Consider the following 13,689-nt stretch of genomic DNA (forward strand, 5'->3'; position numbering starts at 1 on the left):
TCGGGATTCGCGCTTTTGAAAATCCATTCGTAGGATTTGCCTATGTCTATGGGGAGATTAGTTCGTAAAGCAGTTATTCCGGCCGCCGGATTGGGCACGCGCTTTTTGCCGGCCACCAAGGCGATGCCGAAGGAAATGTTGCCGGTAGTGGATCAACCGGCCATCCAATATGTGGTTGAGGAGGCCGTGAAGGCGGGCCTCAGCGACGTACTGATGATCACAGGTCGTAACAAGCGCGCTCTCGAAGACCATTTCGACCGTGCACCTGATCTCGAACGCACTTTGGAGCTGAAGGGCGACGAAGCCCGTTTGGACGCAGTGCAGCATGCCTCCGGGCTCGGGCCTATCCACTATGTGCGGCAGGGCGAACCGAAGGGCTTGGGCCATGCCGTGCTGTGCGCCAAGCAGCACGTCGGTGATGAACCATTTGCCGTGCTTTTGGGTGATGACCTGATTGACGAGAACGATCAGCTCCTGTCAACCATGATCGACGTCCAAGCGAAGACCGGCGGCTCGGTTATTGCTCTCATCGAAGTGGACCCGTCGCAGATCAGCGCGTATGGCTGCGCTGACATTACACCCATCGCGGGGGAGGATTACGTCCGGGTCAACAGTCTTGTGGAGAAGCCTTCCGTAGACGAAGCGCCATCAAACTTGGCTGTCATTGGACGCTATGTCCTGCACCCGGCCGTGTTCGATGTCCTCGAAGAGACCGGGCCCGGGCGCGGCGGCGAGATCCAGCTGACCGACGCCCTTCAGACCCTTGCAAAGGGCGAAAGCGAAGGCACGGGTGTTTACGGGGTCGTCTTCCGCGGACGTCGCTACGATACCGGGGACAAGCTCAGCTACTTGAAGGCCGTCATTACCCTGGCGTCCGAGCGGGCCGAGTTCGGTGAAGACCTCAAAACCTGGATGAAGGAATTCCTCGGCTAGGACGGCTGCATGCTTAGCCGGGCGTAGCGCAGAATTCTGAGGATGGCGGGAGCCAGCTCGTCTTCCATCCGAAGGTAGGCTTCGGCGCCCTGTTTGTAAGGGTCCGCGATGTCGTTGTCCGAGGATTCTGCCGCGAGGACGAGGTGGCGCACGGACGATGCCCGCGCCGGCAGTTCTCGCCATAGTTGGCTGTAGTCAGAGCCCGACGGCGATGCGTCGCCTCGTTCTTCAAGGGCTGTCACCATCCGCGCGAACTCGCGGATGGTAAAGGTCCGCTTGAGCAGGGAGGCATCCATCTGCAGAACTTCCCCGCGGTGGTGGGATGCCATGGTGAGCACCAGGTCCGCTTCTCTAAGGATTTTTTGGGTGAGCTGCCGAGCGGCGAAGTCGTTGGGTGTGCCGCCGTACGTTTGGATGATGTCGGCAGACAGCGGCTGAATGGGCTCACCCACCATGGCGCGGGTGCCGGCACTACGGACTTCGAAGCCGCCCGGGAGGACCTGGTCCAGGCCTGCCTGAAGCAAACGTTCGGCTACGGGGGAGCGGCAGATGTTGCCGGTGCAAACGGTCAATATCCGAATGGGGCGGGGCGATTCCAAAGGTGTAGCTCTTTCACTAGCTGGCAGGCGCGCGTGACACCTGTTTTTTACAACTTAACATGCCAGACATCGGGGCTTATTCAGGACCCGGCGGTGCTCAGCGGGAACCGTTTCAAGAGTGATGCAAGCAGCAGTCCGAGGCCGACTCCAAGGGTGTTCATGAGGATGTCCTGCGGGCTTGAAAACCGATTTGGCAGGAACAGCAACTGGCCGAGCTCTACCGTGCCTGATACCGCCGCGCCGAGCGCCAGGAGCTTCCACCATCGCTGGCGCCGAAGCGTGAATGCAAGAAGAAGCCCTGCGGGTGCAAAGAGGAGTACGTTGGCCGAGGCCTCGACGAATCCGTAGTTGATCCATACGGGTATGCCGTTTCGGTGCAGTAAATCCAAGAGGACTGAGAGGTCGCCTGCTGCGGGCTTGTCCACTGGGGTCGGCCAAAAAGCGATGAATGCCAGTACTACGAAATAGCCCAAAAGAGTACAGCGGAGTAGTCCAATGCGGGCATGCGATTTCTGGAAAGAGCCCGATTTCACGAGTGCCGCATCAGGGCGAAAGCAGCTACGCCGAAAGAAGCCACGGCAAGCAGGATCAGAAATATGATCGGCCAGGCCCGCCTCGGGACGGCTGGAATTCGTGGAATAGCAGGCAACTCCACTCTGAAGCTCAGCCTCTTGCGGCGTCGCCAATGTCTCCCCATGTTCATAAATTACCGTACGCGCAAACAAGGAGGGGTTGTTTCCGGATCACCGGAAACAACCCCTCCTTTAGTTTTGCGTTAGGCCGCGGTTACGGTTTCGTTCTTTGCGCGGCGGCGGGCTACCACAACGGAGGCGGTGCCAGCTACGAGTGCGCCAGCGCCAACCAGACCCCAAAGGATCAGGCTGGAGTCAACGCCGGTGTTGGCGAGGCCGGTACCGCCGGTGTCGGCCAGGCCGGTACCGCCGGTGTTCGCCAAGCCGCTGCCGCTCGCGGCGCTGACGCCGGCAGCAACGACAGTTGACGTGACGGTGTGACCGGACGTTGCGCCGACGGCCGTCAGCTGGTAAGTACCTGCCGCAGTCAGAGACACATTGCTAGAGAAAGCGCCGGAGCTGTTGGCAACAGCACTCACCGTAGTAGGTGCCAGGTGAAGGGCGCCGGGAACGGCCAAGGCGAGACCGCCACTGGTGCCGGGTGCTGCCGCGCCCTGAGGAGCGGAAGTAAAGGTGATCGTGATGATGATGGTTTCGCCCGGCGTGAAGCCGCCCCCGGAGAATACAACAGTTCCGCCTACAGTTACTGTCGCGCTAGAAACAGTGCCCGGGACCGGTGCCGGGTAATCGACGGCCATTGCTGGAGCGGAAGCGGCAAGAGCGATGGTGCTGGCAAGTGCGAGCACCGCAAGTGATTTCTTCAATTTTTGTCCCCCTGAGACCTTGGTACGTACTTGAGACCTGATACGTAATTCATTGTGATGACGTGATTTCATCCACCACGAACACGTGAACTGAAATCTGAGACCCACCCAACAGAGAAGCTATCATCCTAAGGGTGCTTACAGCAAAGTAAATCCAAACACGTTACAAAGGGTTAACACCCCGTCTATCTTGCGGCTCCACAGCTTTCCGATTGAGTCGGGAGTATTACGTTGTCCACGGATTGGACGGTAGGAGTCACCACCACTTCGGGCTGGCTGTGCTGGACGATTTTCCCGAAAGTGAATTCCACGGTGCTGCTCTGGCCGGGGGCCAACCGGACGGAGAGTGTGCCAACTGGCCGGTCGTCGTGGCGCTGCGCGCCGAAAGGGACCCGGTTCCCATCCTGGCTGGCAGTTTCAACGAGCGATTGGGCGGGCCCATAGGCGATCACGTTGCTTTGGGCCGTTCCGGGCGGCACTCCGTAGGCTCCACCGCCAGTAACATATGTCGGCAATGAAGTTGCCGCATCGGTAGGCGCGGTGTTGGTGCTGGTGATTCGAACCTTAACAGTCTCGTAACCATCGGCAGCCGTGCACTGCTGGATGAGCTGAACGGTGCGTTTTACGTAGTAGTCCATTTTCGCGCCGGTGCCGTCATTGAAATAGGCGCCGAATTGGGCCGCCGGCACGCTGGGGCCTGAAATGGAGCCGCTGAGCGTGTACTTCGCGATAACGGACTGTTCTGTCGTATTCGCTGACCAGAGCAGAATCCGGTGCTCTTCTACGCCTTTCCCGACTCCGGCAAGCAGGTTCTTCGCCTCGCCTTTGCCGGAAGAGAGGGCGCCAAAGATTTCCTTGGCCACCATCGCAAAGTAGGCGTCCTGCGCCTTTGGATCCTTGATTTGGGCGTAAACGTCGGAGAGCAGGGTTTTTACCACGTTCTTGCCGGAAAGCTGGTTCGGAAGTTTCCCCTCAGTCAGGGCAAGCATCTGGGGGTCCTGGAGGCTGACGGGCCCTGTGGCGTCCAGGATGTAGCCCAGAGCCACAGGATCAATCGAAATTGCTCCGTCCAGCGTTTCTCCCTTTTTCTGTTCCCACATCTTCAACGCAGTGGTGGCAGCAGTAGGAAAATCTGGGGTGAAGTTGACGTCCTGCATGAAGGTGCCCAAGCGGTCGGTGTAGATGCGTTGCTGCTCGGGATCCACGGATACTGGAGGATTGAACACACCAAGCTCGGTGGCGCTGGTCTCGGCCGAAAGGCTAAGTTTCCCTTTGTCTGCCGTGAGCACCACTAATGCACCTGGGATCCCGCCCGTGGCCCGGGCCTCGGCGTTGTTCTGGACGAGCAGCAGGTATTGCCGCGGCTTGTCAGAGCCCAACATGGTCGGAGCTAGGCCTGCCGCGTCGGCCGCCGTGTCTAACTCGTCCACAACCGAGCTCAGTTGTTGTCTGGCCTGCGTCAGGGGCCCTGCGATTTGGGGGAGCAGCCCGGTGGCGTCGATACTGTTCAGGCGCTGCGCAGAGGCGCGCACGGCTTGAGCAGCGGAGGAAACTGCAGGGGCGGCCTTGCGGATCGGTTCTAGGTCAGTGCCGCCAGCGCTCGGAATCAGCTTGTCCCATTTCAGGGAATCGTAGACCTTCACAAGGGGAGTGACGCCCAGTGTGGCGACGTCGTCAGCGGAACGGGCTATTTCGGCAGTGGCAGAGAAATTCGCGCCGAGCCATGGGGTGGCCGAGGCTAAGGACCAGAGCGGATCGGAGGCGGCGTCGCGGGCGGTCGCGGTGTGGCGCCGAAGCTCGTCGGCAACAGCCGTGGCATCTGCCGGACGGTTCTCGAGGATGCTCGCCTTGAGCCTGGGTACCAATTGTGTTGAGGCTTCGAGTTCTGCCTTGATCGTGGAGGCCTTCGCGCCTAGCCATAGAATGGCGGCTGCAGCGATCACCAGAAGGGTCGCGAGGCAAATTCCTGCCGTCAATAGACGACGTGGGCGTTTGCCCCTTCCGGTTTTCCGCGGGGCCGGGCGCTCGGTTTCGTCCGGGACCGATTTGTATTGTCGGGTGTCGGTCATGAGTGATTAGCCCGGTTCGAAGGCATGGAATTGTTCCCCATCTAGTAGGCACCGTTGCTGCCGAAGACCGCGCGAGCGGTACGAAGAAGGATGACAAGGTCGCCGGCCAATGACCAGTTTTCCACATAGTAGAGATCCAATCGGACCGAGTCCTGCCATGAGAGATTAGACCGTCCGCTGACTTGCCAAAGTCCGGTCAATCCCGGCTTTACCAAGAGACGCCGGCGCACTTCCAATTGGTATGCCTCGACCTCGCGCGGCAGAGGTGGTCTCGGGCCAACCAAACTCATTGAACCCGCAAGAACATTGAATAACTGAGGGAGTTCGTCCAAGCTGTATCTGCGTAGAAAACCGCCGATGCGGGTGATCCGAGGATCGTTCCGGATCTTGAAGAGTACGCCGTTACCCTCATTCCTTTCGATGAGTTCGGCCAACTTTGATTCAGCGTCTACCACCATTGAGCGGAACTTAAGCATCTTGAAACGAGTGCCTTCGATCCCCACTCGTTCCTGTTGGAAAAGGACCGGACCGGGGCTATCGATTTTCACGAGAACGGCCAAGAGAGCCATCAGAGGGGAAGCCAAGAGCAGCAGTGTGGCTGAAACGGCGACGTCGAAGAGGCGCTTGGCTACCCGTTGACCGGCTTCAAGGGTGGGCGTGGTCACGTGTATGAGCGGCAGCCCTGCAACTTGCTGAGTGTGGATGCGTGGTCCCGCAATATCTGTGAGTGCCGGTGCCATGATGAGACCTATGTTTCGATTGGCCAGCTCCCACCCCAGGTGGCGAATCGTTTGAGGATGAAGCTGCACGCCTGCAGAGACAGCGATTGCGTCGGCACTGCAGCGGTTGATCGCATCCAAAATGGAGTTCGTATCAGGTTCATTGCCAAGTACCGGCAAACTGATTCCATCTAGTTCAGGGTAATGATCGTGGGAGCCTGGTATGTAGACGGCGATCGGCTGATATCCCGCATGCTTTTCGCGCGCTAGGGTTTCGGCAAGATGGGCAACGGCACTCGGTCCGCCGAGCAACAGAAGCCGAGACATTCGTCTTCCTTTTTGCCTGTGTACGCCGAGATGCTGCCGTAAGAGCCAACGGCCTAGGAGCAATCCAATCAGGCCCGCGGGCAGGGCAATCCCCACGTAACCGCGAGCCGTTTCGAGTCGAAATACGTAGGAAATCATTGCGATGAGTCCGAAGAGCCAAAGCGACGCGGCAGCCACTCGTTTGTACTCATCTGGACCGGAGCCCAGTATTCGGCTCTGCCGCGTGCTCCAAGCCTCCAGCATCAGCCACCATGCAACCGTCAGAAACACCGAAAGAAGGAGATAGCTATAATCTCCAGTTCCCGCCGAACTCGAATCCAAGCCGAATCGGATGATATACGCGCCGACGACAGCCCATACGATGACCAAAGCATCTACGATCCTAAGCGTGCGTGAAGTTCGCACTCGCCAATCAGCTCTAGTTTCCACTGAGTTCATCCCCCATCCCCCATCCCCCAAATCGTGGTGCTGTCCGAGTCGTCGGAGGAGCCCTTGCCAACCATACATTTAGCGGCGGGCCATCAGGAATAATTTGACCGAATTTGGTTGGCGCCAGGCTTGTCAACGTCACACGTGGCAAGAACTCTTCGTTGCACTGGACCTGGTTGCGACCGAGAAACTATGGTCGTAGCAGTACGACCCGAAACGGAAGCGTCCCGCAGTGGATGATAATCTCTGGCTGTACTAGGCGCAGCCTATCGGTAAGCCATCAATGGGGGCATAAGTATGGTGGGATCTGTCGCAATTATCGGAACGCGTGGGTATCCGAGCTACTATGGCGGTTTTGAAACCGCGGTTCGCAAACTCGCGCCGTATCTTGCGGACCGAGGTTGGGATGTCGCGGTCTATGGCCGCCCAGGGATCAAGTCAGATGACCCGAGTCGAGACTCTCGTGTCAGGGTGATAGAAACGCCCGGCATTGAGAACAAGTCTCTAAGTACTCTGAGTTTCGGACTATCGTCTTGCCTTCACGCCATGTGGACTCGCCCGGACGTTGCACTGATCATGAATGTTGCCAACGGATTCTGGCTTCCGCTCTTGGCGCTGCGGGGAATTCCCACTGTTGTTAACGTCGATGGAATCGAATGGGAACGGGCCAAATGGGGACGGCTGGCCAAGACGATCTTCCGGCTCGGGGCTCGCATGACGGCAAGATTCGGCACGGTGCTGGTAGCAGATTCGACCGAGATCCAGCGACGATGGATGTCAGAATTTTCTCGCGAGAGTGTCTACATCCCCTACGGCGGCGAAGCTCTTGCCGACCCCGATCCAGTTGAGGGTCCTCTTCACCACCGACGTTACGTGCTCGCGGTGGCAAGATTCGTCCCAGAGAACACCATCCCCGAATTCCTCGAGGCAGCGAGGCGACTTGCCGCCGACTACGAGGTCGTCATTGTAGGGTCTGCTGGTTACGGTGGGACGTTAGACGAAGCTGCCCGTTCACTGGCCGCAGAATTTTCGAGCGTGCGTTGGCTCGGCCACGTGTCAGATGACAAGCGACTTCTTTCCTTGTGGCAGCACTGCGGAGCCTATTTTCACGGGCACAGCGTAGGGGGAACCAACCCCGCATTGGTCCAGGCGATGGCCAATGGGGCTCCGATAATTGCCCGGGACACTGTCTATAACCGTGAGGTCTTGGCTAATGCTGGCGAGTTCTGCAATCCCAACCCTCAAGATATTGAGCGCGCTATCCGCCGAGTCATGGATTCGGAAGTTCTGCAGAATGATCTGTCCGCAGCAGCGAAAGCTCGTCTTCATGACGGCTACACCTGGGAATCCGTTTGCAGCAGATATGAAGCCGCTATCCGCGAACAGATTCAGCCGGCAATTCAATCTCGGAGGCTAGTATCGTGAGCCTTCTCAGATTTAGCGGTCTCTCTACCGGGGACAATTTTCTGGCCTCTGCGCAGATGGTCTTTCGAACGTTCCCGATGCTTCTTCGAGGTGCCCTTTTGAAGCCTTGGCTTAAGCGGTCTCGGGGTCCTCTCTTCGTTGGGCGTGGAGCTCGATTGAGGAACCTTCAAATGATCTCGCATCAAGGACGACTCGTTGTGGAAGATTTTGCCGAGGTCCAAGGCCTTACTAAATGCGGCTTGAACTTCGGCATTGATGTGTCGATTGGGCCGGGCTGCATGATTCGTCCAACGAGTTACTATGGCGGTGAAGTGGGGGTCGGCCTTTGGGTCGGTGACCGCACCAGCTTTGGGGCCGGATGTTTCATTGGATGTTCCGGCGAAATTCGAATCGGCAACGACGTTATGCTCGGTCCTGGAGTCCGCCTCTTTTCTGAGAATCATGTCTTTGGGGACACTGAGCAAACGATAAAAGCTCAGGGCGTGGTGCGTGAATCCCTGTCCATCGGCGACGACGTTTGGATCGGAAGTGGCGCCACAGTCACCGCCGGAGTCACCGTAGGTTCGGGCGTAGTTATTGCCGCTGGCAGCGTGGTGACGCGTGACGTCCCTGACAACTCGATCGTGGCCGGCGTCCCTGCGAAGGTCTTGAGGTCTCGGTGATCAGGGAAGCAGGAGATCGACAATCGCACGCGATGTTTCTCCATTCGAGCAACGAGATGTACGGTGCGGACAGGATCCTCCTCGAGATCGTCGGTTCCCTGCCTGTTGAGGACCAAAAGAACACGCTCGTCTGCCTACCGGATGATCTGCCTGGGGTGCAAAACGGACTCGGCAAAGAATTGGACGTCCGGGGCATCGAGAACATTTCTGTTCCGCTGGCCGTTATCCGGCGGCGCTATCTGTCATTCTCTGGCCTCTTACCGCTATTAAGGCGTCTCTGGATGACTTATAAGCTGCTTTTGGCAGAACGGCCTCGGGTGGTCTACTGCACCACTTCAGCAATGATCTTCTGCCTTCCCCTGGCGCGTCTTGCCGGGATTAAGAATGTCGTCCTCCACGTTCAGGAAATATGGTCGCCGCGTGAAGGATCTGTGATGGGCCTGTTCGCTCGTGGAGCCAGCCAAATCATCTGCATCTCACGTGCTTCCCTCGACTCGCTCCCTCGCCACCTAAGGTCACGCTCGGTCCTACTTATCAATGCGCACCGCGAGTCCGGTCTTCCTCTTTCGCCCTATTTGTCTGATTCCGAGGCGCTTCAATTTGTAGTGGCGAGCCGATGGAACTCTTGGAAGGGCCATGCAACGTTGTTGCATGCTTGGGACCAAGATCGTAGCCCCGGCGATCTAGTGATATTAGGCGGATCCCCGGCAATGGGTACCGGAGTTGACGTGCCTGCTCTGGTTGCTTCTGTCAAGCACTCCGACCGCATCTCCGTCGTGGGCGAGGTCTCGGACATTGCACCGTACCTTGACTCCGCCGATTTTCTCATCCTTCCTTCTGACCAGCCGGAACCATTCGGCCTAGTCCTGCTGGAAGCTTTTGCTCGCGGCCGTGCTGTTGTAGCTAGCGATGCCGGTGGAGCGAAAGATGTCGTCACAGACGGTCGCGACGGAAAGTTGTTTCAGATGGGAAGCTCTGAGGAACTTGCCGCATGTCTGTTCTCGCTTAGCCGTCAGGATGCAGAGCAAATGGGCGCTAACGCACGGGTGACCTACGAAGAGAAATTTTCAATAGCCAGCTATGGCGAGCGGTTCCGTGAAATCTGGTGTTCCGTGAGCAACGACGGATCCGGGAGAGAAGATGCGCACGGCTAACATTGTTTATTGGTACGGTAAGTCCGAAATGCCCAAAGATGGTGGAGGGCTGCGGGCCCTCGCCTGGCAGGAAGCATTGACGGCGCTTGGATTTGAGACGACGATACACGCGCTTCGTCCCACGGGGATGGGTGTCCAGGCTCAGACGCCTCTCCGCAAGTTGAAGAAGAAACTCATCCCTATGCCTCTTAGGGGTGCTCTGCCTCCCATGACACCGGCGGACCTGAATGTTGTGACTGTCCCGTCGGTCTTTGATTCAGCCATCCGGGTCCTTCCGCGGGCCTCACTAATATTCGATTGGATGGACTTATGGAGCGTGAACGCGCGAACCATGGGGAGTGCCTCGATCATGTCTCGTCCTGGCGGAATATGTCAGGGCTTGTTCTGGGAAGTTCGGCAGCGTCGCTTAGTTAACTCTCCGAGAGCGAACGTGTTCGCGGGTTTTGGCGATACTCGGCTGACCGATTCTGCAGACGCCTCACCTGGACATTGGATCCCGACACCAATTACGCCGGCATCCAGCGGCGCACAGAGTGAGGGGAAGTCGGCGCGAACGGTAGGATTTATTGGAAATTTCGACTATCCGCCGAACGTAATGTCCCTTCGAAAATTCTTCAAGGACTATGCGGGAGAATTTATCCAGAAGGGTATAGCAATCAAAGTTGCGGGCTTCGGGTCCGAGATCGTAAAGGATTGGGGGTTCCCGGTTGAGGTTCTTGGACGCGTTGACTCACTGAGTGACTTCTACGGGCAAATAGATGCGGCAATCGTCCCCATTGATCACGGTGGTGGGATAAAGGCAAAGGCTGTTGAAGCGATGGCCTACGGGGTACCCGTCTTGGGGACGGCGCACGTTGCCAATGGATTTAGTCCAGAATGGAGTTCGTTTATTGGGCGAATCGAGGATCTGTTGCGGCAGCCTTCACAGCTTCCTCCCGTTCCGTCGGTTGAGGAATTCGATATTCAGTTCAGTCAGCGGGCATTTACGGAATCTGTCCGCTCTATGTTGACGACCACAGGACACCTGACCGCCCAATCGGCGCTCTGAGAGGACATAATGCGTTTGTATCTTCAGGGATTTAAGCTTTGGGCAGGTTTTGTCGTCGGACGCGTACCGTGGCATAGGTTTAGGTTGTTCGTGTACCGGAACGCTTTTGGAATGAAGATCGGTAATGATTCATCGGTTCATTGGAGATTAGCATTTTTCGCACCTCAAGGAATCTCCATCGACCGAAACTCGATTGTCGGCAATGATTGCTTTCTGGATGGCAGGCTCGGCCTGAATATCGGAAGCAATGTTAATATTGGTGGCCACGTTCAAATTTTTACGGTTGGCCACGATCCGCAGAGTCCAGATTTCGGAACGAAAGGCGGACCGGTTCATATCGGGAACAGGGCGTACGTGGCATCGCGTGCCACGATTCTGCCCGCGGTGACCGTCGGCGAAGGTGCTGTAGTGGCGGCTGGGGCTGTGGTTTCCAAGAACGTTGAGCCTTTTACCATAGTTGCCGGCGTTCCCGCGAAGGTTGTCGGCAGCAGAAGTCGCGACTTGGAATATGACCTTAATTTCCACATGCCTTTCCAGTAGAGGCTCGATTCTTGCGTTCGCTGACAATTAGGGAGACATCTTGTCTAGACGAGTACTAGTCCTGTGGGCTGACGAGGGTTCCAGTAACCTCGGCGTCAGAGCTTTGAGTCAAGGCGCTCTGTCCCTGGCTCGACAAGCCTGGGGTGATGATACGGAAGTGGATTTCCAGAGTTTCGATTTTGGCCCCCTTGGTACACAGCTCTCGGGGAAAGTAGTGCTGAAGGGTACTCTGACTGGCAGCAAGGTCTTGCACAGTCGAATGGCGAAGTATGATGCAGTGATTGATACTGGTGCGGGAGATAGCTTTACAGATATCTATGGCCTAAAGCGATTGGCCATTATGTTGTATACGCGCCGCGTTGCCCAGTCTGCCGGTGTACCGGTTATTCTCTCGCCTCAAACCATTGGTCCTTTCAATTCAGCGCTTGGGCGTCTGGCGGCCCGCCACACGCTAAAACGAGCCGAGACGGTTTTCGTTCGTGATAGCACGAGTCTGGACTACGCTCGTAAGCTTGGCTACGAACCAGATTGTCTGTCCACCGATGTCGTATTTGCATTACCTCAACCCGATTCGACTGGATCGAAGAGCGCAGACATTGCGCTCAATGTCTCGGGGCTACTGTGGAGTACAGATGCTCATGGCTCAAGGTTCCGTTATCAGGAATTGACGAGGGACATTATTGGAAAACTGATCGCTGCGAATCGTTCGATTACATTGATGCCTCACGTCATAGATAATCCCTCGCTTGATAACGACATGACTCCAGTGAAAGACTTAGTGTCAGAGTTTGGGGACCAAGTGGAAGTATTCGTGCCCGCTGGGCTCGATGAGGTCAGAGCCTTCGTGGCCGATTGTCAAGTAGTTATTGGCGCCCGAATGCATGCTTGCTTGAATGCGCTGTCTGTCGGAACCCCTGCTATTCCATTGGCGTACTCTCGTAAATTTGCCCCATTGTTGGCCGACATTGGTTGGGCGCATACGATTGACCTAAAAGAAGAGCACGTTGCTGAACGAGTCGTTAAGCTGTTGGATCTCTCGGGTTTGCAGGCGGAGGCTGCCCGCGTTAAGGAAAGCGCAGAGTATCGTCTCCAAATCGCTGTAAGCCATCTTGCGACGCAGGCACGTATATGAGGGCGAACTCCATGCCGCGATTCGACAGAACTGTTGAATCGGTTGTGCGTTCCGGAAATTGCTCCGGCTGCGGCGCCTGTGCGCTGATAGATCCAGGTCTCAGCTTGGTGCTGGATGATGACGGCTTCAATCGTCCAGTTCGTCGGCTGCCTCTTTCGCCAAAGAATGACCGTCAAATGACCGACGAGCTGTTGGCTAGTTGCCCAGGCATTGTGGTCAAGCGACCAATGCCAGATCAGATATCCGGCGAGGAGACTCGTTTTGAGCCAGCTTTGGGGCATGCAGTTTCTTCCTGGCAAGCTTGGGCAACCGACCCCGAGACACGGTTTCGGGGGAGCAGCGGTGGCGTCCTCACAGCCCTGGCCGAATGGTTGGTTGATTCAGGCCGTTCTGCAAGGGTGATTGGGGCTGCTGCGGATGCATCCGAGCCGCGGCGAACCGTTGCCGTTCAACTCGGACGGAACTCCGACTTTCTTCAGCAGGCTGGTTCACGCTATGCCCCCGTCTCCGTTGCGGCGCAAGGTTCTTCTTTATCGCCTGACTCTGCTTTTGTCGGCAAGCCGTGTGAAGTCGCGGCCGTTAGGCAATTGAGCGAATATCGCGGCGATGAAGAGCGCCCTTTACTCATGTCGTTTTTCTGTGCCGGCGTGCCGAGCCAGCTGGCCACTGATCGGCTGCTCTCGGAACTGGGGATTCCTGTTGGCTCTCCCCTTAGAACGCTTCGCTACCGCGGACACGGTTGGCCAGGTGAGTTCTACGCAGAGACGGTTGATGGAGCCCAAGGATCTGCAACCTACGATGAGTCGTGGGGTAAGCAGCTCGGTCCGTCAATGCAATGGCGTTGTAAGATTTGTCCCGATGGCGTCGGGGAGAGTGCCGATATTGTTGCTGGCGACTATTGGAAGACGGATGATCGTGGATATCCCGAGTTCACAGACGGCAGCGGGGTGAGTGCCTTAATTGCACGGACTACACGTGGCCACGAAGCAATCGTCGCGGCAGTTGATGCGGGGGTCATTCAGGCCGATCCATTAGACCTTCGTCAGATAAGTTCGATTCAACCGTATCAAGTGGAGCGAAGGGCGACTTTGTGGGCGCGGCTTTTAGGACGCCGGCTGGCTGGGTGGAAAATACCAAGGTACGTTGGCTTCCAACTCCTGGAGCTTGCATTTGAGCGACCGTTGCGCTCGGCGCGTTACATGTATGGATCGTTTCGGAGGTCATGGGTTGAGAGATTCCGCAGATGATGATGACAT

Annotated in this window: 13 protein-coding genes; 8 read left to right on the forward strand and 5 right to left on the reverse strand. The window is 57.1% G+C overall.

What is annotated here, in order from left to right; all coding sequences use genetic code 11:
- Positions 1–42 precede the first annotated feature (42 nt).
- Complete coding sequence (gene galU / locus NFJ07_RS11010) at positions 43–933, forward strand: UTP--glucose-1-phosphate uridylyltransferase GalU (protein ID WP_269994326.1); 891 nt, start codon at positions 43–45, stop codon at positions 931–933.
- On the opposite strand, the gene NFJ07_RS11015 is transcribed toward galU, so the two are convergent.
- The 5 genes from NFJ07_RS11015 to NFJ07_RS11035 form a co-directional block, all read right to left on the reverse strand.
- The gene (locus NFJ07_RS11015) at positions 930–1,532 is read right to left on the reverse strand and encodes an arsenate reductase/protein-tyrosine-phosphatase family protein (protein ID WP_269994327.1); all 603 of its coding nucleotides are present in this window, start codon (positions 1,530–1,532) and stop codon (positions 930–932) included. The genes galU and NFJ07_RS11015 overlap by 4 nt on opposite strands.
- 80 nt (positions 1,533–1,612) lie before the next feature.
- Positions 1,613–2,065 (reverse strand): VanZ family protein, encoded by a 453-nt coding sequence (locus NFJ07_RS11020; protein ID WP_442865340.1) that lies wholly within the window; start codon positions 2,063–2,065, stop codon positions 1,613–1,615.
- 242 nt (positions 2,066–2,307) lie between these two features.
- Positions 2,308–2,928 carry an LPXTG cell wall anchor domain-containing protein gene (locus tag NFJ07_RS11025; protein ID WP_269994328.1) on the reverse strand — a complete coding sequence of 207 codons (621 nt, stop codon included), beginning with the start codon at positions 2,926–2,928 and terminating at the stop codon, positions 2,308–2,310.
- 185 nt (positions 2,929–3,113) lie between these two features.
- Entirely contained in the window at positions 3,114–4,904 is a 1,791-nt protein-coding gene (locus NFJ07_RS11030; protein WP_269994329.1) for a DUF4012 domain-containing protein, read from the reverse strand.
- Positions 4,905–5,038: 134 nt separating this feature from the next.
- On the reverse strand, positions 5,039–6,481 hold the full coding sequence (locus tag NFJ07_RS11035; protein ID WP_269994330.1) for a sugar transferase: 1,443 nt from the start codon (positions 6,479–6,481) through the stop codon (positions 5,039–5,041).
- 288 nt (positions 6,482–6,769) lie between these two features.
- Here NFJ07_RS11035 and NFJ07_RS11040 point away from each other — a divergent pair, with 288 nt between their 5' ends.
- The 7 genes from NFJ07_RS11040 (at position 6,770) to NFJ07_RS11070 (ending at position 13,680) form a co-directional block, all read left to right on the forward strand.
- Positions 6,770–7,897: a glycosyltransferase gene (locus NFJ07_RS11040; protein ID WP_269994332.1), complete on the forward strand. Its 1,128-nt coding sequence runs from the start codon at positions 6,770–6,772 to the stop codon at positions 7,895–7,897.
- A gap of 482 nt (positions 7,898–8,379) precedes the next feature.
- Positions 8,380–8,559 carry a DapH/DapD/GlmU-related protein gene (locus NFJ07_RS11045; RefSeq protein WP_269994334.1) on the forward strand — a complete coding sequence of 60 codons (180 nt, stop codon included), beginning with the start codon at positions 8,380–8,382 and terminating at the stop codon, positions 8,557–8,559.
- Positions 8,556–9,713 carry a glycosyltransferase family 4 protein gene (locus NFJ07_RS11050; RefSeq protein WP_269994336.1) on the forward strand — a complete coding sequence of 386 codons (1,158 nt, stop codon included), beginning with the start codon at positions 8,556–8,558 and terminating at the stop codon, positions 9,711–9,713. Before NFJ07_RS11045 ends, NFJ07_RS11050 begins: the two co-directional genes overlap by 4 nt.
- On the forward strand, positions 9,700–10,761 hold the full coding sequence (locus NFJ07_RS11055; protein ID WP_269994338.1) for a glycosyltransferase family 4 protein: 1,062 nt from the start codon (positions 9,700–9,702) through the stop codon (positions 10,759–10,761). The genes NFJ07_RS11050 and NFJ07_RS11055 overlap by 14 nt, the downstream gene beginning before the upstream one ends.
- Positions 10,762–10,872: 111 nt before the next feature.
- Positions 10,873–11,301, forward strand: a complete 429-nt coding sequence (locus tag NFJ07_RS11060) for an acyltransferase (RefSeq protein ID WP_269994339.1) — start codon at positions 10,873–10,875, stop codon at positions 11,299–11,301.
- A 157-nt stretch (positions 11,302–11,458) separates the two neighbouring features.
- Entirely contained in the window at positions 11,459–12,433 is a 975-nt protein-coding gene (locus tag NFJ07_RS11065; RefSeq protein ID WP_269994340.1) for a polysaccharide pyruvyl transferase family protein, read from the forward strand.
- Positions 12,434–12,444: 11 nt separating this feature from the next.
- The gene (locus tag NFJ07_RS11070; RefSeq protein ID WP_269994341.1) at positions 12,445–13,680 is read left to right on the forward strand and encodes a Coenzyme F420 hydrogenase/dehydrogenase, beta subunit C-terminal domain; all 1,236 of its coding nucleotides are present in this window, start codon (positions 12,445–12,447) and stop codon (positions 13,678–13,680) included.
- The last annotated feature ends 9 nt before the right edge of the window (positions 13,681–13,689 follow it).

The sequence above is a fragment of the Arthrobacter sp. B2a2-09 genome (genome assembly GCF_027587375.1).
Taxonomy (GTDB): Bacteria; Actinomycetota; Actinomycetes; order Actinomycetales; family Micrococcaceae; genus Arthrobacter.